Genomic DNA, 15,120 nt, shown 5'->3' with positions numbered 1-15,120 from the left:
GCATCAGCTAACAGAACGAGGAAAGACAACATGAGTCGTGATAATTCTCTTGTCACGCCACGGGTACGCAATGCCCGTATGGCAACGTTTACAGGTTTTATGTTAATCGGCGCGATGATGTATATCTGGTCGACGAGTGTATCGGCTTTTCGAAGCAGTATGGGACTTGACGGCGCACAGGGAGATGTAGATTTTGGCATGATCGCACTTGGTATCGGCGTTGGCGCTGCTGTCGGCTCCATTGCGATCGGGAAATTTATTGATATTTTCGGGCCAAAAAAAGTTGTTACGTTCACTGTTGTTCTTTACCCTGTATCGATGATAGCTCTCGCATATGTCACTCATTACTGGTTCGCGTTTGCGATTTGTATTTCGCTTGGTTTACTGCGTGGCGCGACAGACACGGCGCTCAACGCGCATGGTGTTCAGGTAGAGCGGTTTTATCAGCGTTCTATAATGTCGGCCTTCCACGCCAGTTACTCTCTTGGTGGTTTCCTGTTTGGCATGCTGGGGAGTTATCTCGTGGGTTTATATCCTCAGAGCGCGACTGTTTCTTTCACCGTATGTGGCGTGATCTTGCTGGCAATCAGTATTTTCATCTCGCGCTTCCTGCTTGATAAATCAGAGATGCTGGTCGATGAGGCACCTAAACCCATAACAGCTAAAAATATCAGTAGCAACTCATCGTCCAATACTGCAATCATTATACTGATGACTGGCTTTGGACTGCTTTTACTCTGCTCAATGATTGGTGAAAATGCCATCAGTGACTGGGGGCAGGAGTATCTGCGACGTGAAGTGGATACCAGTGTTTCAACGGCTGGATTTGCCATCAGCCTCTTCATCGGTGCACAGTTTGTTGGTCGTATTTTTGGAGACTTTATCGCTGAGAAGATTGGTGCGATCAAAGTTGTATTCCTTTGTGGCATATTCTCTGTATCGGGACTCATGTTAGTTTCATTTGCTTCACAGAGTTTCTTTGCGATCATCGGGTATTCATTATTCGGCCTGGGGCTGTCCTGTATTGCACCATTAATGCTTTCCAACGCGGGGCGCAAAGACCCTGCAAATGCGGGACGCAACATCGGCATTGTAAATGGCATCGGATATACCGGTATGCTGGTATCTCCGGCAATCCTTTCCTTTGTCGTGCATCAGTTTGGACTCTCAAACCTGTTCGTTTTCCCTCTGGGGTTGCTGATTATCCTCACCATATTTTCACCGCTGGTCATGCGTGTCAAATCAGCAGATAAAATTGAAAATAATCCAGCCAGAAGTACAATTTCAGGCTAATGCAACAATCCTAAATTAAAGAGGAATTAATAATTCTTCTGGGGTTGCTCGCTCCAAAAAAGCTGACAGGTAATTAAAAATATTCTGCCAGCTTGCTTTCTTCTCATGAAAGGTCTTTAACTACATTATACATGGGAATGGATAACTATGAGAATGTATTTAAGTTTTCTTTCAACTGATTCCTTGTGATTTATAAATGCATATCGGATGACCAGTTATATAATTAAATAAAGGCGGGGTAATATATGAATGCAGGAGTTCGTCAGGAAAAAGGCTTGTTGGGGAACCGGCTGATTTCAGACAGCCATTATTAGGGCATTAATACCATTCGTACCGTTGAGAGTTTCAGGGACAGGGGCCAGGAAATGATGGATTGCCCTAGGTTTATCAAAGGTCTTGTGGCCGCTATAAAAAGTTGTCGCATTTAACCACAGGGAGTAGGTTTCGGCATCCACGTTACAGATGGTCCCGGTAAAAGTGCCTGACCTGACCCCTATTAGCGGTTACCAGTGCCCCATCAGACCCGGTGACATCCCCCGGATCATAGATGACTGGGGGCCAGTGATCATGCCGGGTCTGGCTGGCTAACACCCCTGGTATGAGGGGGGCGAATAAGGTAAGGGGGGCAGTCCGGAGTTTCCCTGCGGGCCAACTTTAAGGAACGTTGCAAGACGCATAGTTTGTTTTACACACATATAATTATTACGTAAAAGCCCTGCTCAGAGGACCAATATAGCGTATTTGAAGTGCTGCAATACGATGGAGTTAAGCACAGCTTAGCTTGATAATGAAAAAGGTGTCAGGAAGCCGCAAATGGCGACTTTCAGCGGTGGTTGCTTCTTCTACAATCATAATGGTAAGAACTCGAATTCAATTCTATAAACCGTAAGAGCTGGGTCGTAATGACAGTTATCTGCCGACAAATATAATTATTCAATAGATGGTTTATTTTTCGTCCAAAGTGGGGAGGGCGTGTTTATCCATGACACAGATGTTACTTCTAAAAAATCATTCAATTCTTCATGCTCAGCCCATGGGATAATGTTGATTTCATTAGGGATTACTGATGCTGGCATGCACCATATAAACATCACTGAGATATTTAACGTTATAACTGAGTGCTGTTTGTGCTCCTTGGGCCTGGCCACTTGTTGATGATGATTCATATGGACGGTAGATATAATATAAATCGGAGCCATGTGTTAGAGTGGTTCGAAATGGAGAAAGTAAGATACGTTGCCTCAATAATGCCATTATTTATATTTAATTTACGGGGATTGAATTAAATATTTTCTAGCGACATTTTATTTATTACTTTATTGAAGTTTAAGGGTGTCAGGAAAACTCTGCTGAGTCATTATCCTGATGCTGGATATAAGGTACATTAGCCGCTACGCGCTCAGATTAAGGCATTAAAGATAAGTAGAGTGTCCATAGGTGTTATCATTGAATTTATTGGTAGAGATGTATATGTTTAATGCAATGAAAGATGCTAATTTCATTCTGGCCTTAGTTGCTGATAATCAGAGCAGGAGAACGATGTTATGTTAAGAAATAATGAAGGGCAATATTTTGAAGATGCTAAAAAAATGTACGAAGAACGGATGGATATCACAGTTGACACTTATTTGAATGCATTTTATAGCGTATCACCTGACTTTAGACGCTTGGCTTTAAAATGGGAGTTTGGCGAACTGTATACACGAAAAAATCTTGATATTAAAACACGTGAAGCAATAATAATTGCTTCATGTGCTTCCCTTGGTTCATCAGGTTCCTCCGTGCTAAAAATGCATATTAGGTCTGCTTTGAACGCAGGAATAACCAAACAAGAAATTGGGGAGATTTTAATGCAACTGGTACTGACTGCCGGGATTGTAAAAATAACTGATGCCTTAGAAATCGCAAGAGAGGTTTTCCGCGAAAGAGAATAGATAATTTTGAATATACCAATAATAAAAACCTCCGGCTATGCCGGAGGTTTTTCAGATGCACCTGTAAGACTCTGTTACGAGCAGCGCTCTATCGGCCGCCAAAAAAAGTGGATGGCGCATGTACCCTTGTTGCCAGAGGATGGCGAATAAGCTTCGTCTGCCGCTGCCTTCGGGTCTCACGTGCGCAGCTTCATGCCAGGTTAAAACGTCCGGACAGCTGGCAGGATCGCCGACGAAAACGCCAGCCGGATGATACTGATGCTCTTATGCGTATACATGCCGTCATCGGTGAGCTACCCACGTACGGCTATCGGCGGGTATGGGCTCTGCTGCGTCGCCAGTCAGAAGCCGAAGACCTTGCTGCCGTGAATGCCAAACGTGTTTACCGCATCATGCGACAGCACGCATTGCTGCTCGAACGGAAGCCGTCCTTACCCCCTTCAAAACGAGCGCATACAGGGAAAGTGGCCGTTGGGGAAAGTAATCAGCGATGGTGTTCTGACGGGTTCGAGATCCGCTGTGATAACGGTGAAAAACTGCGTGTGACGTTCGCACTGGATTGTTGTGATCGCGAAGCGCTTCACTGGGCGGCCAGCACCGGTGGGTTCGACAGTGAAACGGTACAGGACGTCATGCTGGGTGCGGTGGAGCGTCGCTTCGGCAGTGGCCTTCCGGTCTCGCCGGTGGAGTGGCTGACGGATAACGGTTCGTGCTACCGGGCGCATGAAACACGGAAGTTCGCCCGAATGGTAGGACTTGAACCGAGAAACACGGCAGTGCGTAGCCCTGAAAGCAATGGAATGGCAGAGAGCTTCGTGAAAACGATGAAGCGCGACTATGTCAGTATCATGCCGAAACCTGACGGAGTGACGGCAGTGAAGAACCTTGCGGAAGCGTTCGAACACTATAACGAATGGCATCCGCACAGTGTGCTGAGATATCGCTCGCCGCGTGAATATCTGCGGCGTCGGACCAGTAATGGGTTAAGTGATAAAAGGTGTCTGGAAATATAGGGGCCAATCCACCCCGCTACTTATTTACCACATCCCCATTTACTCGGAGGTTGGTTTGCTGCTTCAGCAATTTGTAAACCCAATTGCTCCAGAGCAAGTTGGTGGGCACGGACCAAAGCACCTGTAGAATCATCTTCTGTTTGAACAATCTGGCGGGTTGCACATAGCAACATAGGTGCTGAAGGGGATGCGTCACCATTCGCTGTCGGAATTATTTGGCGTAAGCTCCAATTGGTGTCCTGCAACACATAGCGTCCGCGAATGCTGTCAAAACGTGTCACATCGACTTGGAGTCTGTAGATTGATAAATCCTGTGGGATAGCCAGAGAAGATACCTCTGGCACCTTCAAGATCCCCGTGAGCTGCGATACAAGTGCGCTACGAACTTCGTCACCGAGTGGTCCCACCCAACGATTGTTTTCCAATAAAGCGACTTCCCCATCGTTGCTACGCACCAATAACTGAGGGAGGTCGATGGTCGTGGGGATTTTTACCGGTAGTATTTGCAAGACAAAAGGTTTCCTGTTGCCATTTAGAATGTTGGTCGCATTGCCTTCTGGGGAGGCCGATAAAGACTTTTCGGACATGCTACGAGCGGCATTCTGCAAAGTGTAATACCGTACAGGTGGCGATGAGGAACATGCGGTCAATGCCATCACCACGATGAGCACGGTACCCCATACCTTAATTCGAGTTTGATTGGTTAATAATGTTTGCATTGTTCCGCTCTCTATATTCGTGATTTGTGTCTAACGTATGGGGAGAACGCCCGCATCGACGGGTTAGTCGTTAGACGCTGGTATAGTTGGTACAGGCAACTTAGTTTGAGACGTATTCTCTTCACTGCCGTCATCACGCCCACGAATCAAGGTTTCGGGATGAGTTTGCAGATAGTCCGTCAAAATTCTCACCGAGCGTGCTGCGCGATTTATCTCTTGTAATGTCTGATTCGCGTTTTGGACAAGAGGGAGTTGTTCGCCAGTAGAGTTGCCAAACCCTTGCAACGTGGTATTAGCACTTTGAAGTACCCGCTGAGCCTCTTGCAACGTTTTACGGGCTTCCGGAGTCAATTGTGTATTGACGCTATTTAACAATTTATTAACGCTTCGTAATGATGTACGTATTTCTTTACCAATATCCCCAAATGGCACCTGTTCTAGGCTCCCCAGTATGTTGGAAACACGTTCTTCCATCTGATCCAATCCCCCCTGAGTGGTGGGCAACATAAGTGGTAAGGAGCTGATATCCAAAGTTGCCTTTGGTGCTTTGGGTACCAATGACAGTGACACATACATTTGCCCAGTAAGATAACTGGCCGTTTCGAGTTGAGCTCGAAGGCCGTCGGCCACTAACTGACGCAGGAACAGAGGGCGCTGTAACTCTGCAGACAGTTCATTATTTTTCATCTGAGTATATTGGGGCTGTGCAGTCGTTACTGCTGTTGAGTTCGCTGCTAGTTGGGAAACTGTACCAGTTTGATCGCTGTCAAGATCCAGTCGCTTCGGTTGTATTTCACCCTCAACTACGCTTAAGAACCGACGTTGTTTTCTGTCGTAGCGCAAGTTGATACGCTTAATTTTGCCAAGTGGGATCCCTTGAAATTCAATCGGTGCATTGACAGACAATCCACGTACTGATTGAGTAAATTCCATACGAACAGGAAATGTCGCCCCGCCGATATCATCATAAGCAGCATCTTGCGCCGGGTAGAGCTGAAAGCTGCTATCAGCTTGTGCAACTTCGTTATTTCCGACTTCCTGAACCTTGTCAAAGGCAATCCCTCCCGCAACCAACGTAGCCAGAGACTGGGTATTTAATTTTAACCCTTCAGCATTTAGTGAGAGGTCTACGCCGCTGGCATTCCAAAAACGTGTATTTTTAGTAACTAAACGGTCATTTGGCGCATCAATAAATACTTCAAGTGCGACACGTTGCCCATCTTGCTGCAACTGATAGGAGGCGACTCTCCCGACCATAATATGTCGAAAATACACAGGTGACCCAATATCAAGTGAGCCCAATGTGCTGCTGTAAATAATAAACCGTTTCCCCTGACGATCATTTGTTACAGCAGGGGGGACCTCCAGGCCTACAAATTCTGTTCGTGGCCTATCTTGTGTTTTACCAGCATCCACACCTATATAAGCACCTGATAGTAAGGTTCCCAAGCCAGAGGGCCCTGCAATCCCAAATCGAGGGCGCACTACCCAGAATCGACTTTCCTGATTCGCAAGGTAAGCGGCATTTTTATTGATACGTGCTTTGACTAATACGAACTCACCTCTGGGGCCCAGTTCGATATTTTCAACTATGCCGATGATGACCTCTTTGTACTGCACCTGGGTTTTTCCGACAGACAATCCTTCAGCGCTGTTGAAACGAATAGTGATTAATGGGCCGGTATTTAACCAATTGTGCAGGACTAAAGAGGCTCCTACCAGCACTGCAACGATTGGCAAAAACCATATACCCGAGGGCCACCGGAAGCGACGTTGACGGAGTTCGGCCTTTATTCCTTCACCAGACTGAATTGGATTTGTTTGTGGATCACGAGCCGTTTCTTGCATGAGAATCTCCCTGCTCTATATCTCTTTGCTTTTCGGCATTAAGGTGGGACGTTGTTAGCGCTGGCGATGGTTTGATGTTGCAAAACTCATCATCCCAGAGCAGTCGCGGATCAAAACTCAAACTTGCCAACATGGTCAGGCAAACAGTGGCGCCGAATGCAATTGCTCCCATACCAGCAGTCACCTGCATCAGTCCCTGGAAATTAACTAATGCAGCTAATAAAAGCACAACAAAAACATCCAGCATGGACCACTGGCCGATAAATTCGATAAAACGGTAGCATTGTGTTTTAGTCCTGCGGTTTTGAATTGAACGCACCTCATCGTTTTTTTGTCGTATAAGTAATCTCATTAGCCATGAGTACCGATTGCTATATTTATTGGGTTTCGTTCTGTTCTGTGCATGATGGACACTGATCAGTAACATAATTAGGGTTGTGAACTTAATCAGAGGCACGGCAATACTGGCAATAAAGACGACAATAGCTATATCCGGAGCTCCACCTCTCCAAAGTTCAACGACTCCCCCCAGGATCGTATGTTCTGATGTACTGAAAAGTGTCATTGTTTTCATAATAGGGAGGATGTTTGCCGGAAAATACAACAACATTCCTGTCAGCAGGAATGCCCATGTCCGGGCAATGCTGTTTACTTTTCTCAAATGAATGAGGCTTGCACACCGTTCACATCGGATAAGCTCTTTTATAGCGTCATTGTCATCATCCGGACTTCCCCTCAGTTCATGTGAAAAGCCGCAAATATGACATTCTACTAACCGGGTTACATTGGTTCTTTTAACCCGAATATTTCCATTAGCGTGAGTTAAGCCTGCGTCCTCAGCAAAACGCCAGAGCAGGCGTGAATCAAGTCTGGACAGCAATGTTAACAATACGAGTAAGATGGCCATGGCCCATAATCCGGGGCCGATGATGATTTTGGCCATGCCAGCAATTTTTATTACTGCTACGAGCACACCCAGAAAAAATACAGGCAGCATACTCCAGGGCTGTAACAATCGTCCCCAACGAGTAAGAAGAGCAAAAAAGACTGTTTTTTTTAGAAAAAAAAGGATCTGCAGCAAGGATAGCAACCACAACAACAATTGAGATAATGGGAATATAAAACCGACAAATAATGACATGAGTGCCAGACCCCACAAACCGGGCTGGTTCCAGGTAATCACAACAGCCTCCAGTAATGAGGTATGACGAGACATTCCCTGAGCCTCAAGGGTAACCAAAGGGTAAGCATTAGCTAGGATGAATACGATGATTGCTGTGATACAAATAGCGAGCATTTCACTTGGCCCGAAGTTATCATTACGAGCTAAAAATTTCCGACAACGCGGGCATTCCGCAATATGCGAACGTGTTAGTTCTGGAATTTCACATATATGGTCACAGCATTGACATATGACTATGTGGTTATGAGTGTTTAATGTTTTCATTTAATTATGCACCCCCAAATAACTCGCTCTTAATGCAATTGGAACATGAATGCGACCTTATTTCCGTGAAAATATTAAATTACTCGCCAGGTTGTTAATAAGTCATTGGTATTGTTATTATTATTTTAAGGCCGCCAGCTTTTCTATTATTCGCAGATATATTCCCTCCGTGCGCCGTAACGGCTCTTTTTGCAATTGCCAAACCTAAACCTGCCCCTCGTCCTACTAAGGAACCATTTATCCTGAAGAAGGGTTCAAATATTTTATCTTGTAATTCTGGTGCCACACCAGGTCCGCGGTCAGAAATGGAGACTACGAGCATGGAGTTATTTTCTATGTAGGAACATACTTCAACGACATCGTGTTGAGCGGTGTATTTGACCGCGTTACGAATAACGTTCTCGAAAGCGCGGTAAATCAATTCACCCTGAACTTCTGCAATAAATTTTTCCGTTGCGGTGTGAAAAATAACTTTTCGCTTCTTCCCACGAGCTTCAAAGTCAGCATCATCAATAATCGCCTGTAATAGTTCGATCAAGTCAATGCGATCTCTCTTTTCGACAACGGCTTTATCCCCGAGGCTATGTAAGGTGAGTAGTTCATCGATCATTGCATCAAGACGCATACTCTCTATTTCTATTCGGCTTAACATTTCTTGCGAGCACTCATGGTCTTGACGAGAAAGGCCAATTGCAGCTTGCATTCGTGCTAATGGCGAACGGAGCTCATGGGAAATATCATGGAATAATACGCGTTGAGACTCGACCGCTTTTTGTAATTGTTCGACCATCTGGTCAAAGTCGTGCCCTAAGTCGGCTAGTTCGTCTCGTCGTCCCCCCATAAGAGGAACAACCCTGGTATCAAAATGACCATTTGCAACCTGGGCTAATGCCCGACTTAATCGCTGTATAGGTCGTGAAAAATACCAGGCACATGTAAACCCAGTAATGATGACAGCAAATAAACCCGATATCATAGGCAACACAGGGATTGGCCCAATGGCAGCAGCGCCCTGAGGGATTGTTGGGCTAACTGAGCCCGTTAATAATATATAAGCTACGGCGCTGGCAACTGTCAGCAACATGCACAAAAAGAGAGCTAACGACAGCTTCCAAAATAATCTTCCAGGATGACACATCATAAGTATTAATCCTTCAAAAACTGATAACCAAGGCCGCGGACACTTTGGATCCAGGGCTGACCATCGACTCGACTGCCAAGCTTTTGACGAATCGAACTGATATGCACATCTATACGCCGATCAAAACGTGCCAAAGGTCGATTAAACGCTTCCAAAGAAATACTCTGCTTACTAACAAGCTGGCCAGCATGGCGGACTAAAACTTCCAGTAGATTAAATTCGGTCCCGGTAAGTTCAAGCAGTTGTCCTTTCCATTGGGCGCTTCGACTACCAGGCCAAAGATATAGCGGACCAACTTTCAGTTCCTCTGAAGTAACAATGCCAGATGAATCAGAACCATGTGTCATGTTTGTGGAGTTTATTCGCCGTAAAATGGCACGAATGCGTGCAACAAGTTCGGCAGGAGTACAAGGCTTAGAAACATAATCATCAGCGCCTAGGTTTAAGCCGGTAATTTTGTCCACATCATCACCGCGTGCTGTCAGCATAAGAACCGGCACTGCACTTTTTTGTCGTATGCTTTGAAGTACATCAAGACCAGACTGGCGTGGCATCATGATGTCAAGTACAACAATCGAGTACTCGTCAGACATCGCTTCAGTGACGCCGGACTCTCCATCATGGACAGCCGTAACAAGGAATCCCTCATGAAGGAGGTATTTCACTAACATGGCCGTTAACTCAATATCGTCATCAATTAACAGAACACTTGCCATGCGGGTTCTCATAACATTCCAGTCTGAATTAACGTTAGTTTGGCACTTTAAAAAGATCCGTGCAGCAACTTCGATGATTTTTTACCCTGCTTAACACTTCTGGACGGCGCTTAACATTTAATCGACGTAATATCACGCTACTGAAAATTTTCACTAGGAACACCCAATTGACATTCCTCAAGTGTCCGACAGGAATATTGCCATTACTCAATGTTGTCCGCATCCACGAAGGCAGGGCCAGAGAACGCCAGAGTACAGTGTTCCTGAGATGGGAAGGGCCGGGCAACTGCCCGTACCGGTATTGAACGCGTGCGGGTAAATATTTCGTCTTGGATCTCGGAGTAGTCCTCTTTCTGGACTGGTTCCATACTTCAACGGCTTTCCAACACCAATTTCAGGGGGGGAGTGACGAGCCGTTCTTTCGCCTTTGATGCTGCATGGGAAGGCGATTTGTTCGGCAAGGTTCGTCGAAAAGTGGAGGCTATCCAGCCCGGAGTGGGTGTTCCCGTTGAGGACAGACATGATGCCCGGGTTCCGTATTTCGCAAAAGCCGCTGATAACTATACAGAGTAGCTGGTCGCCCTTTATCAGGCACTTGAGGACGGGTTGCGAGGGGGGGAACAGCCCTGAAGCTTATCAGAATTCCGAAAAGATTTTAGTGGTAGCAGGTAGATACATGTGCATTTTGAACAGTTATCTAAGAAGAACATTATTGCTCGTTCTATCGCTTACCTTTATGGCGGTTGCTGGTTGCCGTCAGGACTCTTCCGAGAAAGCAGAGAAGGAACAGGAGGATGCCGGAGTGCTCACCGTTCAGGCAGTAAAACCGAGCTTTCAACGCTGGCCTGAATCTCTCTTGGTCAATGGCCCGATTAAAGCATGGGAAGACATGATTGTCAGTCCAGAAACGGGAGGGTTACGTATTGCTCAACTGAGCATAGAGGTGGGGGCGCAGGTGAAACGCGGTGATTTGCTTGTCCAGTTGTCGAACGAGAGCGTACAAGCAGAAGTCCGCAAACAGCAAGCAACGGTCGCTCGGGCGAGGGCATCTCTGGAACAGGCTCGTTCAAACAATCGAAGAGCAAAAGCAATCAGTCGCAGTGGCGCATTTTCGGATCAACAGATAGAAGAGTATCGCATCAACGAAGCAACAGCATCCGCATCATTACTTTCAGCGCAGGCGGACCTGGACAGTGCCAATCTGAAATTGTCTCAGACAAAGATCTTCGCCACAGATGATGCGGTGGTCGCATCAAAATCGGGAATTCTTGGGGATGTTGTATCAACAGGCACTGAGCTTTATCGCTTAATCCGGCAAGGAAAGCTGGAATGGAAACCGGAAGTCGACGCCCGTCAGCTCTCTTCTGTCCATAAAGGGCAGCGTGCAGATATCCGGCTACCAGACGGGGAACAGGTCGAGGGAGTCGTTCGTCTTGTCGGTCCCGTATTAAATGAAGACACAGGACGCGCTGTTGTTTATGTGTCATTAAAACCGAACTCCTCAGCGCATGTCGGCATGTTTGTCAGCGGGAATATTGAATTGGGTGAACGTGTCGCCCTTACTTTACCGCAAACTGCCATTGTGCTGCGTGATGGCCGTTCATATATTTGGCTGCTCAACAACGACAGTCGGGTGGTCAGTCGGATGGTGACGACAGGCAGGCGAATTGGAGAACGGATAGAGGTGAAATCCGGTCTTTCGCAGACAGAACAGGTTGTTGCTGAGGGAGGCGCCTTCTTGTCTGAAGGGGCAAAAGTGACCGTCTCGTCCGGATATATCTCCTCGGGTAAGGCAAAGCAACAGGATAGCGTTCAATGAACATTTCCTCCTGGTCGATTCGCAACCCGGTTCCATCAATATTATTGTTTATATTATTGATGATTTTCGGTCTGATTGGTTTCAGCAAACTGCAGATCCAGGATTTCCCTGACATGGATTTGCCTACAGTGCAGATCTCAGCGACGCTGGAAGGCGCTGCGCCCTCTCAGCTCGAAACTGAAGTTGCACGTAAAATTGAAGATAAGCTCACCTCATTAGTGTTACTGGATCATATTACCACTACCATTACTGATGGCACGGTAAGTATTATCGTGACTTTCAAAATTGATAAAGACAGTGAAGTTGCCGTTAATGAAGTACGTAACGCTGTGGACAGCGCGCGTTCTGATTTACCCGCAAGTATGAATGAACCAACCGTTTCGAAGCAAACTGCAGCCGCGTCATCCTTATTAACCTATATCGTTGAGTCGAATAAGCTGGATGAGCAGGAACTCTCCTGGCTTATCGATAATCAGATCACTAAAAGACTGATGTCTGTCGACGGCGTAGCCTCTGTTGAACGCGTTGGCGGTGTGGATCGTGAGGTGCTGGTTGAGCTGGATCCGGTGCTGATGAGTGGGATTGGGGTCACGCCTTCGGATGTTTCTAACCGACTCAAAGCTGTGCAAAAGGAAAGTTCGGGAGGTCAAGGCGATATCGGTGGTCAGCGTCAGTCTGCTCGCACGATTGCAACAGTTGGAACCGTCGCCGAACTCTCTGGTATCACGGTTTCATTATCGGATGGTCGCTGGGTAAGACTGGATCAGATAGCCAGAATAACCGATGGTCATGCAGATCCCATCAGTTATGCGCTGCACAATGGGAAACCGGTTGTTGGTTTCAAAGTGACTCGTTCACGGGGGTTTTCAGATGTCGATGTGGCTCAAAAAGTACGCGCCAGCGTTTTGGATTTGGCCCCAAAAAATGTTCATATCAAAGAGGTGAGCAATAGCGTAAACCCGGTTGAGGACAACTACAGTGGTTCTATGCTACTCCTGATCGAAGGGGCATTTTTAGCTGTTATTGTTGTCTGGCTGTTCCTGAGAGACTGGCGTGCAACACTTATTGCTGCGGTCGCTCTTCCCCTGTCAATTATTCCAACCTTCGCCTATATGTGGTTGGCAGGCTATTCACTCAATATGGTTACGCTGCTGTCGCTGGCGTTGGTCGTGGGTATTTTGGTCGACGATGCTATCGTTGAGATCGAAAATATAGAACGTCACCTCCGGATGGGAAAAACACCCTATCAGGCTGCGATGGAAGCGGCAGATGAAATTGGTCTGGCAGTGATAGCAACGACGCTTACCCTGGTTGCAGTGTTTCTCCCAACAGCCTTTATGAGCGGCATCGCTGGCCAGTTTTTCCGCCAGTTTGGTGTAACAGCATCAGTCGCTGTTCTGGCGTCACTATTAGTTGCTCGATTATTGACCCCCATGATGGCAGCCTACATGATGAAGCCCGGTCATCCTGAATGCGATCAGAGTGATGCTAACAGACCACTGATGACGAAATATCTCAACCTGGCTAAGGCGGCACTGCGCAAACGTAAAACCACGGTGGGCGCTAGCATGGTTTTCTTCGCGCTGGCAATGGCATTGATACCTTTCATCTCAACGGCTTTTATACCTGCACAGGATAAATCACAAAGTTCTATATCATTGCAGCTCGCTCAGGGTTCTACGCTTGAGGATACCGCGGAGGCCGCCCGGCAAGCCGCCAAAATGTTAGCTGAATTACCGGAGGTTAAAGGTGTATTCGCCTCAGTGGGAACGGCCAACACCGGCGGAGGACCCGATGCATCCACCATGGCTGATGTTACCAGCGCAACATTGACGGTTGAGCTGGTTTCTCGTGGGGAGCGAAAGTCGAAACAGTCTGCTGTTGAAGCACGAATGAGGGAAGTACTGCGATCGTTACCTGGCGTACGTGTCTCCGTAGGCGGAAGTGAGAATGGCAATAAATTTGAGCTGACGCTTACCGGTGATGAGTCAGATTTGTTAATGCTTACGGCGGCAAAAGTCGAAGCGCAGCTACGTACACTCAAAGGAATTGGCAATGTGACATCCAGCGCTGCGTTGCAACGTCCGGAAGTCCAGGTAAGACCAGACTATGCCCGAGCGGCAATGCTTGGCGTGACTTCTGAAGCGCTGGCGGACGCTGTTCGCTTTGCTACTTATGGAGACTATTCTACATCTTTGCCTAAACTCAACCTGCCCGAACGCCAAATAAATATCCGCGTGCGGATGGATCCGGCATTACGTAGCGACCTTGATGCCATCTCTCAACTCCGCATCCAGGGACATAATGGCCCTGGCACTCTGGGGTCTGTAGCTGACATATCAATGGGAAGCGCCCCCTCTCAGATAGACCGGATTGACCGTTCACGCAATGTTACGCTGAGGGTCGAACTCAATGGACGCGCGATTGGAGATGTACAGCGTGAAGCCCTGTCACTGGCTGCGATGAAACACTTGCCTGCGGGTGTAAAACGGATTGATCAGGGTGAAGCCCAGAGGATGAGCGAGCTATTTGAAAGCTTTGGCCTGGCGATGGTTGTCGGGATATTCTGCATCTATGCGGTATTAGTTGTCTTATTTCACGATTTTATGCAACCAGCGACCATTCTCTCTGCCTTACCGTTAGCGCTAGCTGGTGCCATTGTAGCTTTGTGGATGACAGGTCAATCCTTCTCAATGTCGGTTGTTATTGGCGTACTGATGTTAATGGGGATCGTGACAAAAAACTCAATTCTGCTTGTCGAATATGCAATTGTGGCAAGACGCCATGGCATGAACAGGCTGGAAGCGTTGATTGATGCATGCAACAAACGTGCACGTCCTGTAGTAATGACAACCATTGCGATGGGTGCAGGTATGATGCCGAATGCACTGGGGCTGGGCGCTGAACCGAGTTTTCGTCAACCAATGGCCATTGTAGTCATTGGTGGATTGTTAACATCAACCATACTGAGCCTCGTTGTTGTCCCGGTTGTATTCACTTATGTCGATGATTTTCTGCAGTGGATAAGGAAAAGTACAAGAGTAGTATTGGGTTTTGATGCCCCCCAAAAGAGTTCACCCTGAGTTTTTAAAAGAAAACTCAAGGGAATCCCATTGTTCATTTTTGATTTAAAATAATGAGAGGTTAAGAATGAAAAGATTGAAGATTAATTTTTTCAAAAAGTTTAGCC

At 46.8% G+C, this 15,120-nt stretch carries 9 protein-coding genes and 1 pseudogene; 5 read left to right on the top strand and 5 right to left on the bottom strand.

The window, feature by feature from the left end:
• The first annotated feature begins 30 nt into the window (after nucleotides 1-30).
• From ENTMO_RS0104650 to ENTMO_RS0104640, 3 genes and pseudogenes are all read left to right on the top strand, one after another.
• A complete protein-coding gene (locus ENTMO_RS0104650) occupies nucleotides 31-1,293 on the top strand; it encodes an MFS transporter (protein WP_010427677.1) in 1,263 nt (420 codons plus the stop codon).
• Between the two features lie 1,544 nt (nucleotides 1,294-2,837).
• Nucleotides 2,838-3,227, top strand: a complete 390-nt coding sequence (locus tag ENTMO_RS23810) for a carboxymuconolactone decarboxylase family protein (protein ID WP_010427675.1) — start codon at nucleotides 2,838-2,840, stop codon at nucleotides 3,225-3,227.
• A 71-nt stretch (nucleotides 3,228-3,298) separates the two neighbouring features.
• Nucleotides 3,299-4,240 (top strand): annotated as a pseudogene (locus ENTMO_RS0104640) (IS3 family transposase); the annotation flags it as partial.
• A gap of 20 nt (nucleotides 4,241-4,260) precedes the next feature.
• Here the strand turns inward: ENTMO_RS0104640 and ENTMO_RS23805 are convergent.
• From ENTMO_RS23805 to ENTMO_RS0104615, 5 genes are all read right to left on the bottom strand, one after another.
• Nucleotides 4,261-4,959 (bottom strand): PqiC family protein, encoded by a 699-nt coding sequence (locus tag ENTMO_RS23805; RefSeq protein WP_041951348.1) that lies wholly within the window; start codon nucleotides 4,957-4,959, stop codon nucleotides 4,261-4,263.
• A 63-nt stretch (nucleotides 4,960-5,022) separates the two neighbouring features.
• On the bottom strand, nucleotides 5,023-6,807 hold the full coding sequence (locus tag ENTMO_RS23800) for a PqiB family protein (RefSeq protein ID WP_010427668.1): 1,785 nt from the start codon (nucleotides 6,805-6,807) through the stop codon (nucleotides 5,023-5,025).
• Nucleotides 6,788-8,104, bottom strand: coding sequence for a paraquat-inducible protein A (locus ENTMO_RS23795; RefSeq protein WP_010427667.1), 1,317 nt, complete (start codon nucleotides 8,102-8,104; stop codon nucleotides 6,788-6,790). Before ENTMO_RS23795 ends, ENTMO_RS23800 begins: the two co-directional genes overlap by 20 nt.
• A gap of 244 nt (nucleotides 8,105-8,348) precedes the next feature.
• Nucleotides 8,349-9,395 (bottom strand): ATP-binding protein, encoded by a 1,047-nt coding sequence (locus tag ENTMO_RS0104620; RefSeq protein WP_010427666.1) that lies wholly within the window; start codon nucleotides 9,393-9,395, stop codon nucleotides 8,349-8,351.
• 5 nt (nucleotides 9,396-9,400) lie between these two features.
• The gene (locus ENTMO_RS0104615) at nucleotides 9,401-10,111 is read right to left on the bottom strand and encodes a response regulator (RefSeq protein ID WP_029484969.1); all 711 of its coding nucleotides are present in this window, start codon (nucleotides 10,109-10,111) and stop codon (nucleotides 9,401-9,403) included.
• A 676-nt stretch (nucleotides 10,112-10,787) separates the two neighbouring features.
• On the opposite strand from ENTMO_RS0104615, the gene ENTMO_RS0104610 reads away from it, so the two are divergent.
• Together ENTMO_RS0104610 and ENTMO_RS0104605 are read left to right on the top strand one after the other, a co-directional pair.
• Nucleotides 10,788-11,930, top strand: a complete 1,143-nt coding sequence (locus tag ENTMO_RS0104610) for an efflux RND transporter periplasmic adaptor subunit (protein ID WP_041951362.1) — start codon at nucleotides 10,788-10,790, stop codon at nucleotides 11,928-11,930.
• Nucleotides 11,927-15,013 (top strand): efflux RND transporter permease subunit, encoded by a 3,087-nt coding sequence (locus ENTMO_RS0104605; protein ID WP_010427663.1) that lies wholly within the window; start codon nucleotides 11,927-11,929, stop codon nucleotides 15,011-15,013. The genes ENTMO_RS0104610 and ENTMO_RS0104605 overlap by 4 nt, the downstream gene beginning before the upstream one ends.
• The last annotated feature ends 107 nt before the right edge of the window (nucleotides 15,014-15,120 follow it).

This window comes from Enterobacter mori LMG 25706, from assembly GCF_000211415.1.
GTDB classification, from domain to species: domain Bacteria; phylum Pseudomonadota; class Gammaproteobacteria; order Enterobacterales; family Enterobacteriaceae; genus Enterobacter; species Enterobacter mori.
This window is presented reverse-complemented; position numbering and strand designations above follow the sequence as displayed.